Annotated in this window: 13 protein-coding genes; 5 read left to right on the top strand and 8 right to left on the bottom strand. The window is 67.6% G+C overall.

The window, feature by feature from the left end; genetic code table 11:
• Positions 1-40: 40 nt before the first annotated feature.
• Positions 41-802, top strand: coding sequence for an IclR family transcriptional regulator (locus A9973_RS06220; protein ID WP_183012866.1), 762 nt, complete (start codon positions 41-43; stop codon positions 800-802).
• A gap of 63 nt (positions 803-865) precedes the next feature.
• Here the strand turns inward: A9973_RS06220 and A9973_RS06215 are convergent, their stop codons facing one another.
• The 5 genes from A9973_RS06215 to A9973_RS06195 all read right to left on the bottom strand — a co-directional run bounded on the left by A9973_RS06215 (position 866) and on the right by A9973_RS06195 (position 6,850).
• The gene (locus A9973_RS06215; protein ID WP_183012865.1) at positions 866-1,726 is read right to left on the bottom strand and encodes a mechanosensitive ion channel family protein; all 861 of its coding nucleotides are present in this window, start codon (positions 1,724-1,726) and stop codon (positions 866-868) included.
• 121 nt (positions 1,727-1,847) lie between these two features.
• On the bottom strand, positions 1,848-2,960 hold the full coding sequence (locus A9973_RS06210; protein ID WP_183012864.1) for a DUF1513 domain-containing protein: 1,113 nt from the start codon (positions 2,958-2,960) through the stop codon (positions 1,848-1,850).
• Positions 2,950-4,038, bottom strand: coding sequence for an imelysin family protein (locus A9973_RS06205; RefSeq protein ID WP_183012863.1), 1,089 nt, complete (start codon positions 4,036-4,038; stop codon positions 2,950-2,952). The genes A9973_RS06210 and A9973_RS06205 overlap by 11 nt, the downstream gene beginning before the upstream one ends.
• A complete protein-coding gene (locus A9973_RS06200; protein WP_183012862.1) occupies positions 4,038-5,555 on the bottom strand; it encodes a di-heme oxidoredictase family protein in 1,518 nt (505 codons plus the stop codon). The genes A9973_RS06205 and A9973_RS06200 overlap by 1 nt, the downstream gene beginning before the upstream one ends.
• On the bottom strand, positions 5,552-6,850 hold the full coding sequence (locus A9973_RS06195; protein ID WP_183012861.1) for an imelysin family protein: 1,299 nt from the start codon (positions 6,848-6,850) through the stop codon (positions 5,552-5,554). Before A9973_RS06195 ends, A9973_RS06200 begins: the two co-directional genes overlap by 4 nt.
• Positions 6,851-7,061: 211 nt before the next feature.
• Here A9973_RS06195 and A9973_RS06190 point away from each other — a divergent pair, with 211 nt between their 5' ends.
• From A9973_RS06190 to A9973_RS06175, 4 genes are all read left to right on the top strand, one after another.
• Complete coding sequence (locus A9973_RS06190) at positions 7,062-7,988, top strand: LysR family transcriptional regulator (protein ID WP_183012860.1); 927 nt, start codon at positions 7,062-7,064, stop codon at positions 7,986-7,988.
• A gap of 106 nt (positions 7,989-8,094) precedes the next feature.
• The gene (locus A9973_RS06185; RefSeq protein WP_255469036.1) at positions 8,095-8,910 is read left to right on the top strand and encodes a class II aldolase/adducin family protein; all 816 of its coding nucleotides are present in this window, start codon (positions 8,095-8,097) and stop codon (positions 8,908-8,910) included.
• Between the two features lie 80 nt (positions 8,911-8,990).
• Positions 8,991-9,950: a tripartite tricarboxylate transporter substrate binding protein gene (locus tag A9973_RS06180; RefSeq protein WP_183012859.1), complete on the top strand. Its 960-nt coding sequence runs from the start codon at positions 8,991-8,993 to the stop codon at positions 9,948-9,950.
• 7 nt (positions 9,951-9,957) lie between these two features.
• The gene (locus tag A9973_RS06175; protein ID WP_183012858.1) at positions 9,958-10,947 is read left to right on the top strand and encodes a D-2-hydroxyacid dehydrogenase; all 990 of its coding nucleotides are present in this window, start codon (positions 9,958-9,960) and stop codon (positions 10,945-10,947) included.
• An 8-nt stretch (positions 10,948-10,955) separates the two neighbouring features.
• Here A9973_RS06175 and A9973_RS06170 read toward each other — a convergent pair whose 3' ends face one another.
• From A9973_RS06170 to A9973_RS06160, 3 genes are all read right to left on the bottom strand, one after another.
• The gene (locus tag A9973_RS06170) at positions 10,956-12,275 is read right to left on the bottom strand and encodes an MFS transporter (protein ID WP_183012857.1); all 1,320 of its coding nucleotides are present in this window, start codon (positions 12,273-12,275) and stop codon (positions 10,956-10,958) included.
• A 47-nt stretch (positions 12,276-12,322) separates the two neighbouring features.
• Positions 12,323-12,994, bottom strand: coding sequence for a DUF4286 family protein (locus A9973_RS06165; RefSeq protein WP_183012856.1), 672 nt, complete (start codon positions 12,992-12,994; stop codon positions 12,323-12,325).
• Positions 12,995-13,119: 125 nt separating this feature from the next.
• On the bottom strand, positions 13,120-14,031 hold the full coding sequence (locus A9973_RS06160; RefSeq protein WP_183012855.1) for a LysR family transcriptional regulator: 912 nt from the start codon (positions 14,029-14,031) through the stop codon (positions 13,120-13,122).
• Between the last annotated feature and the right edge of the window lie 241 nt (positions 14,032-14,272).

Here is a 14,272-nt window from a genome sequence, read left to right as displayed (position 1 = left end):
TTGACCGTTCCGCAATAACCTACAGTTTTCAGAGATTTGCATGCAAGACAGTGATGCCGCGGCCGCAGGCCCACGCACGTTGCGGCGCGGTTTGGCCGTTCTGGCCGCCCTGCGCGACCAAGGGCCCGATGGCCTCAGCGTGACCGATATCGCCCGCCTGACGGGCATACAGCGTCCCACCATTTACCGCTTGCTGGCCGCCCTGCTCGACGCGGGCCTGGTGCTGCCGGTGACGGGCACCAAGAAATACCGCGCCCAACTGGCGGTGGATCCGGACACGCGTTCGCGCGATCCCCGGGTGCGCCAGTTGCTGCCCGTGCTGCGCCGCCTGGCCGACCGCACGGGCGACGCCGTCTTCCTGGTGGTGCGAGACGAAGACGATTCCATCAGCCTGCACCGCGAGATCGGCAGCTACCCGGTGCAGATCCTGGCGACCTACGCCGGCAAGCGCCAGCCGCTGGGCGTGGGGTCGGGCGGCATGGCGCTGCTGGCCGCGCTGCCCGACGATCTGGCGCGCAGCATCGTCGAGCGCAACTCCGGGCGGCTGGACGAGTACGGCGGCATGACGCCTCAGGAAATGTACCGGCTGATCGAAAACACCCGGGCGCGCGGCTATTCGGTGGTGGGCAATCACGCCGTGCGCGGCGCGCTGGGCGTGGGCTGCGCGCTGCTGGATTCGCAAGGCGCGCCCCTGTTGGCCGTGAGCGTCACGGCCATCATCGACCGCATGCCGGCCCAGCGCCAGCGCGAAATCGCCGGCTGGATCAAGGCGGAACTGGCGCGTCTGGCTTTGCAGGCCTAGACCTCTTCCCCCCAAAGATACGGGCGCCTTGCGGCGCCCGTATCTTTGCCAAGACCCGTTGGATCAGGTCGCCGCGCTGCCCGGCGCGGCTTCGGCCTTGCCCGCGGTCTTGGGGTTCTGGATCTCGCGCAGCGGGATCGGCGGCTGGAAACCGGCCGCTTCCAGCGACGTGCGGATCTGCTGGTACAGGCCCCAGCGCAGGTCCCAGTAGTTGTTGGCTTCGGCCCACACGCGCACGTTCACGATGACGCCGTTTTCCTTGTATTCGAACACCTTGACCAGCGGTTCGGGATCCTTCAGCGCGTCGGGACGCGCATCTACGATCTCTTTCAGCTTGGCCAGCACCACTTCCAGGTCGTCGCCATAGCGGACCGGCACCGGGATATCCAGGCGCCGCGTCTTGTTGCGGCTGTAGTTGGTGATGGTGGCGTTCCACACCGTGCTGTTAGGCAAGGTCAGGTGGATGCCGTCGACCTGCACCAGGCGCGTCAGGAACAGGCCGACCTCTTCCACCGTGCCGTCGGCGCCGGAGCTCAGCGCCACGTACTCGCCCGCGCGGATGGGGCGCAGGATCAGCAGCATGATGCCCGCGGCGATGTTCTGCAGCGTGCCTTGCAAGGCCAAACCCACTGCCAGGCCGGCGGCGCCCAGCACGGCGATCAGGCTGGCCGTCTGCACGCCGAACCGCGCCAGCACGGCGATCACCGTGAAGATGCGCACCGTCCACACGACCGTGCTGTAGAACATCGGCACGATGGTGGGATCGATCTTGCTGGAGCGCGAAGCCGCGCGGCGGACCCATCCGCCCAACAGCGACGAAATCCACCAGCCGGCGATCAGGATCAGCAAGGCAACAAGCAGATTGATGCCCATATCCATCAGCCTGGGGGCCCAGGCGCTAAATTCCTTCAAGGCGTCTTCCATGGAATCTCCCGCAAAAATGACAACCGGAAACTGTATCAGATGATCGGTAGGCGAAGGGCCGCGATGCGGCCCCGGGATGTCAAGCTTTGTAAGGATACGCCTGACCGGCGAACAACAGATGTCAGGCCGGCACGACGCGGAAATGATTGTCCCAGGACACCTCGCGCGACGGCGGCAGCAAGGACGATTCCCTGCCCGCGGCATCCGTGCGCAGCATCGCGCCCAGGCCGCTGCTGACCAGGAAGCCGGCATCGCGCGCGGGGGCTACGCCGCAGCCGTCGGCCAGCAGCGTCGTGCCCAGGCAGCGGCCGCTGGCGGTGTCCCAATAGATCACCTGCCCCCCCACCGGACTGGAGGTGGCGACGATGCCGCCCGAGGCGTCGACCGTCACCGAGCCCACGTAGTTGCGCATGTTGCGCAAGGTCTCGACCGGCCCGTCGAAGAGTTCCAGCTTCGCGCCGCGGCGATGCCGTCCCACCAGGGCCGGGCGGTCGGCCGCCGGGCCCATGTATTGGCAACCGAACCAGACGCAACCGTCAGCCGCCAGCGCCAGATGCCGGATCGACAGGCGATGCAGTTCGGGCGCCAGTTCCACTTTCTCAAGCAGTTGGCCGCTGGCCGCGTCGATGTAGGCCAGCGACGGCCGCATCGTGTCCAGGTTCAGCTCCAGCTTGCCGTAGTCCGGGTGCGTCAGGATGCCGCCGTTGGCCACGCACAGCGTTTTGCCGTCCGGCATCAGCACCACTTCATGCGGGCCGATGCCGCCGGAATCGAATTCGCCGACCCGGCGCCAGGCGCCCCCGGGCGACGCATCGTAAATGCCCAGCACGCCCCGGCCGCCTTCGAAATCGTTCTCGGTGGCGGCAAGCAGCCGCCCCCCGTCCACGAAGGCGCCATGGCCGAAAAAATGGCGTTCGTCAGGCACCGGCAACGCCTGCTGCTCGCCGCCGCCGCGCAGCGAAAACGCCACGGCGAAGAATCCAGGCTGCCTGCCGAACACCACCGCGCGCTGCCCTGAAGCATCGATGGCGAAGCTGTGCCCGCGCGCGGGCATCGGCACGACCAGACGGTCGGCCCCGGCCTCGTCCAGCAACACCGCTTCGTCGCGCCCGCCGCGCTTGCGCGCGCTCAGGTACAACGGCCCGCCGTTCGCGGGAAGCACGGCCAGCGCCGCGCCGGGCGACAGCCCCAGCGCCGCCGCCAGCAACAGGAAACGGCGGCGATCAATCACCATCGAGCGCATTGAATCCGATGGTGACGCCCAGCGCCGGCGCCAGGTCTTGATCGACGATGGCCTTGGCGTTCTGTATCGTCAGGGCCGCCAGCAGCAACTGGCGGCGGCCGTCTTCCTGCTTCAGCGCGGCGTCCAGCGGCGTGGGCACCGCCCGCAAGGTCTGCGCGGCATTCTGCAATTCGCCGCGCACGGACACGTCCATCCAGTCGCCGCCCTTGGGCAGCGGATAGCCGCCGGCCAGGTAGAACGCCTTCAGTCCGTCCAGGTTGGCCGCCAGCAAACGCGTGGACAACTCGCTGCGCCAGAAGGCGGCGCGCTTGGGACGGGCCGCCTCGGCAGATCCGCCCAGCACGGGCAGGATTTTGACATCGCGCGCGAACTGCAGACCGGTGGACAAGGCCTTCATGGCCTCGGCCGCCACTTCCTGCGGATCGCGGTACAAGTCGTTGCCGGCTTGCGGCTTGGCGAACTGGCGGCCGAATTCGCCCTGGGCGCTCCAGGCCTGCGCCACATCGCCGGAAATCGTCGAGACGTTGGCGGCCACGGCCCGGGCATACGCGCACGCGTAGGCGAACGTCGGCGCGCTCGCCTGCGTGAGCAGCGCGGGTTCGCCGTACAGCACGTACTCCAGGGCAGGCAGCCCCTGCACCGCCACACTGCGGCCGGCCAGCGCGCCCGGCGCCAGCAATGCCGGGTCGCCGGCGGCGATCAACTGCTGCACCTGCTTGGGCATCACGCCGCGCGTGTCGGGCCAGAACGCCAGGCGTTCAAATCGGTTGGCCTGCACCAGCGGGCCGAAGCGCAGGATCTCCACGCCGGACCAGGCCTGGGCCAGATTCGAGAAGGCGACACCGACGCGCGCGGCGCCCGCTGCGTCCGGCTTGGCGCACCACCCGCCCAACGCCTCATTCACTGCGGCGGCGGCTTGCACCATCTTGCCGACCGCCGGACGGGCGTAGTCGCGTGCCAGGCGTTCGCCCAGGTCGGCAGGCAATTCGGCCTGCACGGCCAGCGGCGCGACCGCCAGCAACAGGGCCGCTGCGGCATGCTTGAACACAGGCGAAAAGGATCGGGCCATCACAGCGACTCCAGGAAACGGATCAGATCAGCGCGTTCTTCGGGCGTCATCGCCACGACGCGGTCACGCGCGGGCTTGCCCGCGCCGCCGTGCCACAGCACCGCTTCCAGCAGCGTGCGGGCGCGCCCGTCATGCAGCCAGGTGGCGCTGGGATTCACGGTCTTGGTCAAGCCGATTCCCCACAGCGGCGGCGTGCGCCATTCGCGGCCGTTGGCTTCGCCGTCGGACACGCCGTCCGCCAGGTCGTCGCCCATGTCGTGCACCAGCATGTCGGTGTAGGGCCAGATCAGCTGGAAGCGGTGCTCGGGCTGCCTGGCATTGCGGCTGGTCACGTACTTGGGCACGTGGCAGGCCACGCAGTTGGCTTCGTAGAAGAGCTTCTTGCCCGCCAGCACGCGCGCCTCATCCGCGTCGCGCCGCTGCGGCACGGCAAGATTGGTGGAATAGATCGTGACGAAGTCCATCAGCTTGGCCGGGACTTCCTCGGGGCCGAAGCGCGGCTGCGCGCCATGCGGCATCTCCAGGCACTGCTTCTGCGAGGGCGTGCAGTCGCCCGAGTGCTTGGGGAACATCGGCGTGGACAGGCCCATGTCGTTCGAGAACGCCGCGGCGCTTTGCTGCTCGACCGTCGGCTGCCCGGCCTTCAGGTTGAAGCGGCCCAGCACGCGCGCGCCGGTGCGCGCATCGGTGACCCAGTTGGCCTTGCCGACGATGCCGTCGCGCTTGTCCGCCCCCACGTTGGCCAGGATGTCGGCCTCGTGGATGGATTCCAGCAGGCCCAGCCCGATCATGGGCGGCGCCAGGCGCGGCGAAATCTGCGTGTCGGCGCGCATCGGACCATAGCCGAGGTTGTCGATGCGGTAGGTGGGCTTCATCAACGTGGCGGTTTCGCCGCCGTTGAGCGCGATCGCGACGGGCTCGTACTCGATCTCCATGCGGCCTTCGGCGGGCAGGCCCGCCACCGCGAAGTTCTGCAGTTGCACGCCATAGACGGGTTCGGGCAAGGCGGCCAGCTCGCCGGCGGCAAGCTTGGGATGGCCGCGGTCGGGGCCTTCCGGCACGGCAAGGCGCAGCAGCAGCGCCACCGCGTCCGTGCGCTCCAAAGGATCGAAACCCGGCACCGTGCCGCGTCCATCCTTGGTGTGACAGGCCTGGCACGAGCGCGCGTTGAACAGCGGCCCCAGCCCATCGGACGCCTGCGTGGAAGCCGGGGCTGATACCCAGTCTTTCCGGAACAGGCCGTTGCCGACCTGGAATTCCTGACGTCCCTCGAAGCTCATGTTGGCCGACGGCTGCGAAAAGATGTCGGCGTTGACGAGCTTGTTGGTCGTGCCCGCCCCGGCCTGCATGGTCTCGAAGGTTTCCACCTTCGAGAAATCGCGCGTGGGCGCGGTAATGGCGGTGACGCGCTTCTGGTCTTCGGGCGTCAAGTCGTCACGCCCGGCGGGCACTTCAGATGCGACGGCGGCGCCGGCGTGTGCCGACGCCGCCAATACGGCGGCTAATACGAGTTTCACTTGAACACGGCGTCGGGTTTATCCAGGCTGTCGGAACCTTCGATGGCGACCTTGCCCAATTCCAGCAACGCGATCACGCGTTCCAGGCTGCGGGTCTGGTCGACCAGGCGGTCGATGGCGGCCTGCACCATCGCATTGCCTTCCTTGTTGCCGTCGGCAATCATCTGGTCATAGGTTTCGACCGTTTCGGCGCGCGTCTTCATTGCCTGCATGGCCGCCACGGTGGCATCCAGCTTGGCGCGCACTTCGGCATCCAGCTTCGGATCCCTGGCCTTGACCAGTTCAGACAGGCTCGCGCCCTTGACCTGCTTGCCGTCGATGCGGGTGTAGGCGCCCAGGTAGACGTTGCGGATGCCCAGCTGGTCGTAATAATGCGCGTTGTGCGTGTTGTCCGAGAAGCAATCGTGCTCTTCTTCGGGATCGTGCAGCATCAGGCCGAGCTTCATGCGTTCGCCGGCCAGTTCGCCGTACGACAGGCTGCCCAGACCGGTCAGCATGGCGATCAGGCCTGCCTTGGGATCTTCTTCCACGGCCTTGCGCGCGGCGCCATCCTTCTTCCAGTTGCCCACCATTTCTTCCAGGTCCGTCACCAGCAGGTCAGTCACCGCCTTCAGGAATTCGATGCGGCGTTCGCAGTGGCCGCCGGTGCATTGCTTGGTATCGAAGTCCGTATGCGGACGGTTGCCCGAATGGCGTTCTTGCGGCGTGCCCTTGCGGTCGGCCGGCGCGGGACCGGTGCCGTTCAAGTCCTGGCCCCACAGCAGGAATTCGATGGCGTGGTAGCCGGTGGCCACGTTGGCTTCGTTGCCGTCGGCCTCGTGCAGCACTTCGGATAGCAGCTTCGGCGTGATCTTGCTGACGTCCACCGTCTTGCCGCCCACCGAGATCTTGGAATTGGCGATGACGTTGACGGTGTAATAGGCGTTTTCGTCGTTTTCAGTGCCGTAGGACGCGTCCACGTAGTCGATCAGGCCTTCGTCCAGCGGCCAGGCGTTCACGCGGCCTTCCCAGTCGTCGACGATGGGATTGCCAAAGCGGTAGGCCTCGGTCTGCTGATACGGCACGCGGGCGGCCAGCCAGGCTTCGCGGGCGGCTTTCAGCGTGTCGGGGCTGGGCGTGGCGACCAAGGCGTCGATGGCGGTGCGCAGCGTCTTGGCGGCGGTCAGCGAATCTTCATAACCCGCCAGCGCCAGATCCGAATAGGTGGCGACCACGGCCTTGGGCTCAACCGCGGCGTGGGCCGTTCCCCCGAATACCGCGGCGGCCAGCACCGCACCCAAAAGCAACTTGCGCATCGACTTTCTCCCGTAACTCGAACGGTATCCGCCCCCGCGGCGGGCCGTTCCGACTTCAATTTTGTGGATGCGAGTGTAAACAATTTTCGTTTGATGTTCAGCGCAAAGTCAGATACCTGACGTTTTTTTGAACGCCGGATACGCGAAAATCCACGCTGATTCGGGCATTCGGCCGCTACTATCCGGCTTTCCCGCCCCTCATTTCGCCGCCATGGAACTCCGCCAACTCCGCTACTTCGTCCGCGTGGCCGAACTGGGCAGCATCGGCCGCGCCGCGCGCGACCTGGGCGTGGTCGCCTCGGCGCTCAGCCAGCAGATCAGCCGCCTGGAAAGCGAACTGGCGACGCGGCTGCTGCTGCGCACGCATACCGGCGTCGTTCCCACGGCCGCCGGCACGGCGTTCCTGCGCCAGGCCCGATTGACGCTGCGCCACGCGGAGAATGCCGTGGCCGCCGCCCGCGAGGCGCGGCTGTCGGGCATGGTCAGCGTGGGCTTCGCCCCCACCACCGCGTCCGTGCTGGCCAAGCCGTTCTACTCGGCGATGGCCGAACGCTATCCGAACGTGCGGCTGCACCTGGTCGAAGGCTTGTCGGGCAACCTGGGCGAACAGCTCAACAACCGGCGGCTGGACCTTGCGGTGCTGTTCCAGAACGACAGTGGCCAGGCCCGCAGCACGATCCCGGTCCTGGACGAACGGCTGTTTCTGCTTGCGCGGCGGGGCATGTTCGCGATGCCTGACGGCGAACCCGTCACCATCGCCCACCTGGCGGCCTTGCCGCTGGCGGTCACCAGCAAGGCGCATGGCCTGCGCGCCTGGGTCGAGGCCGCCTTCGAACGCGCCGGCATCGAGCCCTGGGTCGAAGTCGAAGTCGACGGGCTGACCACCTTGATGGACCTGGTGCAGGCCAACGCCATCGCCACCATCCAGCCCGGCGCCGCCGTGGCGCGGGCCGAGGCCGGGCTGCTGAACATGCATCCCATCGACGACCCGTTCCTGTTCCGCCGCAACGCGGTGCACTGCATCAATGAAGAAGAATTGTCGCCGGCCGCACTCGCCGCGCGCGTGGTGCTGGTGGACGTGATGCGCGCGCAGGTGCGCCACGGCGCCTGGCCGGGCGCCACCCTTCTCGATTCGTGATGCCCCCATGCCGGGCGCATGGCTAGGCCCGGGCGGGTCCCGCGGATAAATTGCATTCGTGAACGCCGCGGCATGGTGTTGCGGCAGCAGACCTTCTCGACTTCCGATGACGACCGACACCCGCCCCCCGGCCTTGCCTTCCCCGGGCTTGCTTTCCATTCCTTCCATGCGGCCGCACTGTTCCGAACAGGAATGGCAGGCCCGCGTCGACCTGGCCGCCTGTTATCGGCTGGTCGAACGCTACGGCATGGCCGACATGATGGCCAATCACATCTCGGCGCGCGTGCCGGGCGAAGACAACGCGTTCCTCATCAACCCCTACGGCATGATGTATGAGGAGATCACCGCGTCCAGCCTGATCAAGGTGGACCTGGACGGCACGATCCTGGCCAAGCCCGATTTCGGCGACATCGACTACGGCATCAACAAGGCGGGCTATGTGATCCACAGCGCCGTGCATGGCGCGCGCCATGAGGTGGACTGCGTGATCCATACGCACAGCTGGGCCTCCATGGCGGTCGCCTCCCTGGACTGCGGCCTGCTGCCGCTGACGCAGACGGCCATGCGCTTCCTGAAGATCGGCTATCACGACTACCAGGGCGTGGTGCTGGACTTGACAGAGCAGGCCTCCCTGCTGGAAGACCTGGGCCAGGGCGAAGCGCTGATCCTGCGCAACCACGGCGCGCTGACCGTCGGCAAGACGGTGGGCGAAGCGTTCAACTGGATGCATCGGCTGGAACTGGCCTGTCGCGCGCAATTGGCGGCGATGGCGACCGGCGCGCCCCTGCGGGCAGTCAGCCCGGCCGTGCTGGAAGAAACCTGGAACAACTACCAGCCCGGCACGCGGCGCCCTTATGGCGTCATGGAGTGGCCGGCCCTGTTGCGCAAGCTGGACCGCATCGACCCGGGCTTCCGCGACTGAATTCCGCTTTTCCAAGGCGCCGGCCGACGTGGCGGCACGGCGCCTCGCATGCCAAGACAACAACCACGAACGGAGACGATATGAACACTGCCCGAGCCCTGCTCGCCGCCGCAGCGGCGGCCTGCGCCTGTACGTCGCTACCCGCCGCCGCCGCGGACTACCCCGACAAGCCCGTCAAAGTCATCGTGGCGTTCACGGCCGGCGGCACGACCGACACGCTGACGCGCAGCATGTCCAACGCCTTGTCCAAGACCTTGGGGCAACCCTTCGTGGTCGAGAACAAACCCGGAGCCGGCGGCAACATCGGCACTGAATTCGTGGTGCGCGCCGCGCCGGACGGCCACACCCTGATCGTCAATTCCGTCGGCCCCATCGCGGTGAATGCCTCGCTGGCGAAGCTGACGTTCGATCCCCTGACGGACCTGGTTCCGATGGTGCAGATCGCGACCGTGCCGAACGTGCTGGTGGTGCCGCCGTCGTCCCCCGCCAAAGACTTCAAGGGGTTCCTCCAATACGTGAAGAAGGCGACCCACCTGAACTACAGCTCGACCGGCGTGGGCACGTCCTCGCACCTGTCCAGCTACATGCTGATGGACCAGTTGGGCGTGGAAGCCACGCACGTGCCCTACAAAGGCGCCGACGCCGTCAACGACCTGCTGGCGGGACGCATCGACTTCATGTTCGCCACCATCCCGTCGGTGATCGGGCAGATCCGCGCCGGCAAGCTGCGTCCGCTGGCGGTCAGCACCTTGCAGCGTTCGGCCACGCTGCCCGACCTGCCCACCGTCGCCGAATCCGGCTACCCCGGCTTTGACGCCGGCTCCTGGTTCGGTTTCTTCGCGCCCAAGGGCACGCCGCCGGAGGTGGTGGCGACGATCAACCGCGAAGTCAACGCCGCGCTGCCGTCGCTGCACGCGCAGATGCTCAATGAAGGGGCCGAACCCATCGGCGGCACACCGGCCCAGTTCACCGCGTTCATCCGCCAGGAACACGACAAGTGGGCAGCGCTGGTGCGCAAGTTCGGACCCAGCGCCAACTGACTCCCCCATGACGCCACGTCCCGACATCCGCATCCTGTGCTCGCCCGCTGAAGCACCCGCCCTCGTCAAAGCGCTGCCCAAGGATGGCCCGCGCTTCATCCTGCGCCACCCCGAAGACGGCCTGCCCAGCGATGCGCAAGTGGCCTTCGTGTCCCGCGACATCACGGGCGCGTCGACCAAGTTCCAGATCACGCCCGACACCGCCCGCTACTACGAGGCCATGCGCCATGCGCCCGCGCTGCGCTGGGTGCACGTCCATTCGGCTGGCGCCGACCGCGAGATCTACCAGAGCCTGCACGCGCGCGGCGTCGCCGTCACGACCTCGCAAGGCGCCAGCGACGCCGTGGTGGCACAGACGGCCATTGGCGGCGTGCTGGCCCTGGCGCGCCGCCTGTCCCTGCTGGCCGCGGACCAGCGCGACCGCGCCTGGCGCCCCTTGCTGGGCGATCGCACGCCGCGCGACCTGGCGGGCCAGCATGCGGTGGTGGTGGGATGGGGCGGCATCGGACAACGCATCGGCGAACTGCTGATGGCGCTGGGCCTGACGCTGTCCGTCGTGCGCCATTCCGGCGCGCCCGTGCCCCAGGCGCGGCAAACTGCGCCTTACACGGATCTGGCCAACCTCCTGCCCGGCGCCGACTGGCTGGTGCTGGCGTGCCCGCTGACGCCCGCCACGCGGGAACTGGTCAGCCGCCAGGCGCTGGCCGCCCTGCCCGCGCACGCGTCGATCGTGAACGTGGCGCGCGGCCATGTCATCGATGAAACCGCATTGATCGAGGCCTTGGCCGGCGGCCGGCTGGGCGGCGCCTTCCTGGACGTGTTCCAGCAGGAGCCGTTGCCGCCGTCATCCCCGCTGTGGGCGCAGGACAACGTCATCGTCACACCGCACAGCGCGGGCTTCTCGGACGGCAATCAAGCCCGCGTGCGGGGCTTGTTCGTGGATAACCTGCGCCGATGGGCCCGGGACGAACCCCTGGCCCACCGGCTGACCGGCTGACGCCAGCCTTAGCGCTGCAAGGGCGCCTTGGCCGTTTCCTTGGCCGCCAGCAGCGCGATCGCCGTCACGGCCAACGCAGCCGCCACGTACAGCGAAATCGCCACGGTCGAACTCCAGGACTTGTACAGGCTGGCGATGATCAGCGGCGCGAAGCCGCCGCCCACGATACCGGCCAGCGTGTACGCCAGGGACGACCCGGCATAGCGCACGCGCCCCGGGAACTGCTCGGTGATGAACGCCGCCTGCGGGCCGTACATCAGCGCATGGATCAAGAGGCCCACCACGACCGCCGCGCAGATGGCGACGGGATGCGCCGTATCCATCAGCACGAAGAACACGAACGCCCAGACCATGCCCAGCACCGCGCCCGCCAGATACACGGGACGGCGGCCGATCCGGTCGGACAAGGCCCCGCACAGCGGCACGGCGATCGCGTTCAGCGCCGCGCCCAGCATGGTGGCCGTCAGCGCCATCGGCCGCGACAGGTGCAGCACCGTCGTCACATAGGTCAGCGTGAAGACGACGACCAGCGCGTACAGCACGTCCGAGCCGATGCGCGACCCGCCCGCGATCAGCAGTTGGCGCCAATGCTGGCCCAGCACTTCCTTGATCGGCGTGCTGGCGGTCTCGCGCTTGGCTTCCATTTCGCGGAACACCGGCGTTTCCTCGACGCCGCGGCGCAGCCACAGGCCGAACATGACCAGCGCCACGCTGGACACGAACGGAATGCGCCAGCCCCAGGCCTGGAAGTCCTCGGCGCTGACAAAGGCCGTCACCAGGGCGATGAAGCCGGTGCCGATCAGCGTGCCGCACGACGGGCCGACCTGTGTGAACGACGCATTGCGGCCGCGCTGGTCCGGCTTGCCGTGTTCCATCGACAGCAGCACCGCGCCCGCCCATTCCCCGCCCAGGGCCACGCCCTGCACGAAGCGCAACGCCACCAGCGCCACGGGCGCCCAGACGCCCCACGACGCATAGGTGGGCAGCAGGCCCATCAAGCCGGTCGAAATGCCCATGATGACCAACGTCGCGACCAGCACGAACTTGCGTCCCAGCCGGTCGCCCAGGTGGCCGAAGACAATGCCGCCCAAGGGCCGCGACACATAGCCCACCGCATAGGTGGAGAACGCCAGGATGGTGCCCGTCAACGGATCGAAGGACGGGAAGAAGATCGAATTGAAGACCAGCGCCGCCATCAGGTTGTAGATGGTGAAGTCGTACCACTCCAGCGTGGTGCCGACCGAACTGGCCATGGCCAGCCGGCGCATCTTGTTCGGCGCGGCTGCGCTATCGGCCGCGCGGGCCGCGTGCAAGGCATGTTCTGCCATGGATTTCCCCTTGTAGTCTGTGGGTAGAGAGTCAGGCTCGGCGCCGCTCAACGCAGGTCGGACGCCGCCAGCTTCCAGCCCAGTTCAAGCAGCCAGCCGCCGGCCGGATCCGCATCGAACGCGCTTGCCGCCTGTTGCCGCAGGGCAAGCGCCGCGGGTGCGCTGCCGGCCTCGATGACGAACAGAGGCGCCAGCGTGCGGTTGTCCTTGGATTCGCGCGGCAACGGCGTGCTGAGCGTGGCGTCCGGGACCAGCAGGTAGGACTGCACGAAGCCGTCCGCCTGGGACAGTTCCAGGCCCGCGGCCCGGGCCTGGGCGATCAGCGCCTGGGCGTCGCCTGCCACCGGCAACGGCAGCACGACCAATTCGCTGCCGCTGCCGAACCCGGTCACGGCCTCGACGGCGCAGACGCGGCGCATCGGGTCGCGCATGCGGTCCAGGTTCGCGACCGACCACGGCGTCTGGCGCTCGAACGCGGCGCGGTAGTCGGCGGTGGTGAAGGCGGCCAGCGATTCCGTGCGATACAGGCCCAGATACTTGCGCCCGCCGCCGCGCGACACATAGCGCGCGCCCGACAGGAAACCGGGAATGCGCACGCGCTCTTCCACATGCTCGCGGTCGTACCAGCGGTTGAAATCAGGCTCGTCGGCGGCCTCGACGTCGGTGGCGACGAACAGCAGGCCATGGGGAGTCGAGGCGGAGGGGGCAGAATGGCTCATAGGCGGAAGACCAGCGTTCCTTCATTTTCAGAAGGCCACATCTTCATCCGCCAGGCGGCGCGGGGACAAACGAGTAATTCTTCCTTCCAGCAACAGAATTACTGAGCGCCACCCTAGGGATAACACTATTGCGCAGATCCGAAACGCGGTTCCGCCACCGACATCGTGAACTGGTCCGAGGCCCGGCTGGCCAGTTCCGCCACGAGCCGGATCGCGTCCGACCCGGCGCTTTCCACGTAACTCACCACCAGCAGTTGCGGCGGCACCGGCATGTCGCTGCGGATCACCTGCACTTCGCCGCGCGCCACGTATTCGTAGATGGGCGGCAGCGGCACCAGCGCGCGGCCGAAGCCGCTTTTCACCAGCCGCGCCAGCGCCGAAATGGAACTGACGCAATGCACCTTGCCTTGCGGCATGCCCACCTCCCGGTACAGCGCCTTCAACGCTTCATGCGGCTGCGAGCCGGGGCTCATGGTCAGCACGGGTTCGCCCAGCAGTTGCTGCACGGTCAGCGATTCCTCGTCTCCCGCGCGGCCCACCCACCCCATTTCCATGGGCAGGCAAGCGTTGCTGATGATGCCGGTGTCGTTCAGCAGGTCCGTTTGCAGCGCGATGTCCAGCGCCCCTTCCCGCAGTCCCCGGTGCAGCGCCCGCGTCGTCTCGGACGTCAATTGCACTTCGATGCCCGGGTAGGTGGACTTCAGGTTCGTCAGGAAGCCGATCAGCCAGGTATGCACCACCGTTTCGATCGCGCCGATGCGGACCAGGCCGAAAACCTCGTCGCCGCGCTTGCCGAGCGACAGGATCTGCTGGCGGATCTCCAGCAAGCGTTCACCGTAATCCAGCAGGCGGGTGCCGACCGCGGTCAGGCGCAGTTCCTTGGCGTCGCGCTCGAACAGGCGCGCCCCGATGTCTTCTTCCAGCGAGGCGATGCGGTTGGCCACGGCCGCCTGGGTGATGTGGAGGCGGTCGCTGGCGGCCCGGAAACTGCCCAGCCGCGCCGACCATAGAAATGCTTCGACAAAACGCGTATTCATCTTGAACGGGCGCCGACCGGCGGCGCCCTGTTTCCCGTCTGCTTCGATTGCCCGGGGCGACACGCCGCGGGTCCGCGACCATGCTACCCCTTTACCGCCGCCCGCTGCCGCCGGGCCGGGCACGCGCCGTTGCGTCCCCTTCAATGGTGCGCCATGCACCAACATGGTTCATGGAAAGCACCGGGCCGGCGCCCGGCCCAGCGTCCGCCATAGGGCGGGGGCCAGCCGGGCCAGGTTGGCA

This window comes from Achromobacter sp. UMC46, assembly GCF_014170335.1.
Classification (GTDB): domain Bacteria; phylum Pseudomonadota; class Gammaproteobacteria; order Burkholderiales; family Burkholderiaceae_B; genus Achromobacter.
The sequence above is the reverse complement of the archived record's forward strand: the minus strand, read 5'-3'. Positions and strand labels throughout refer to the sequence as shown.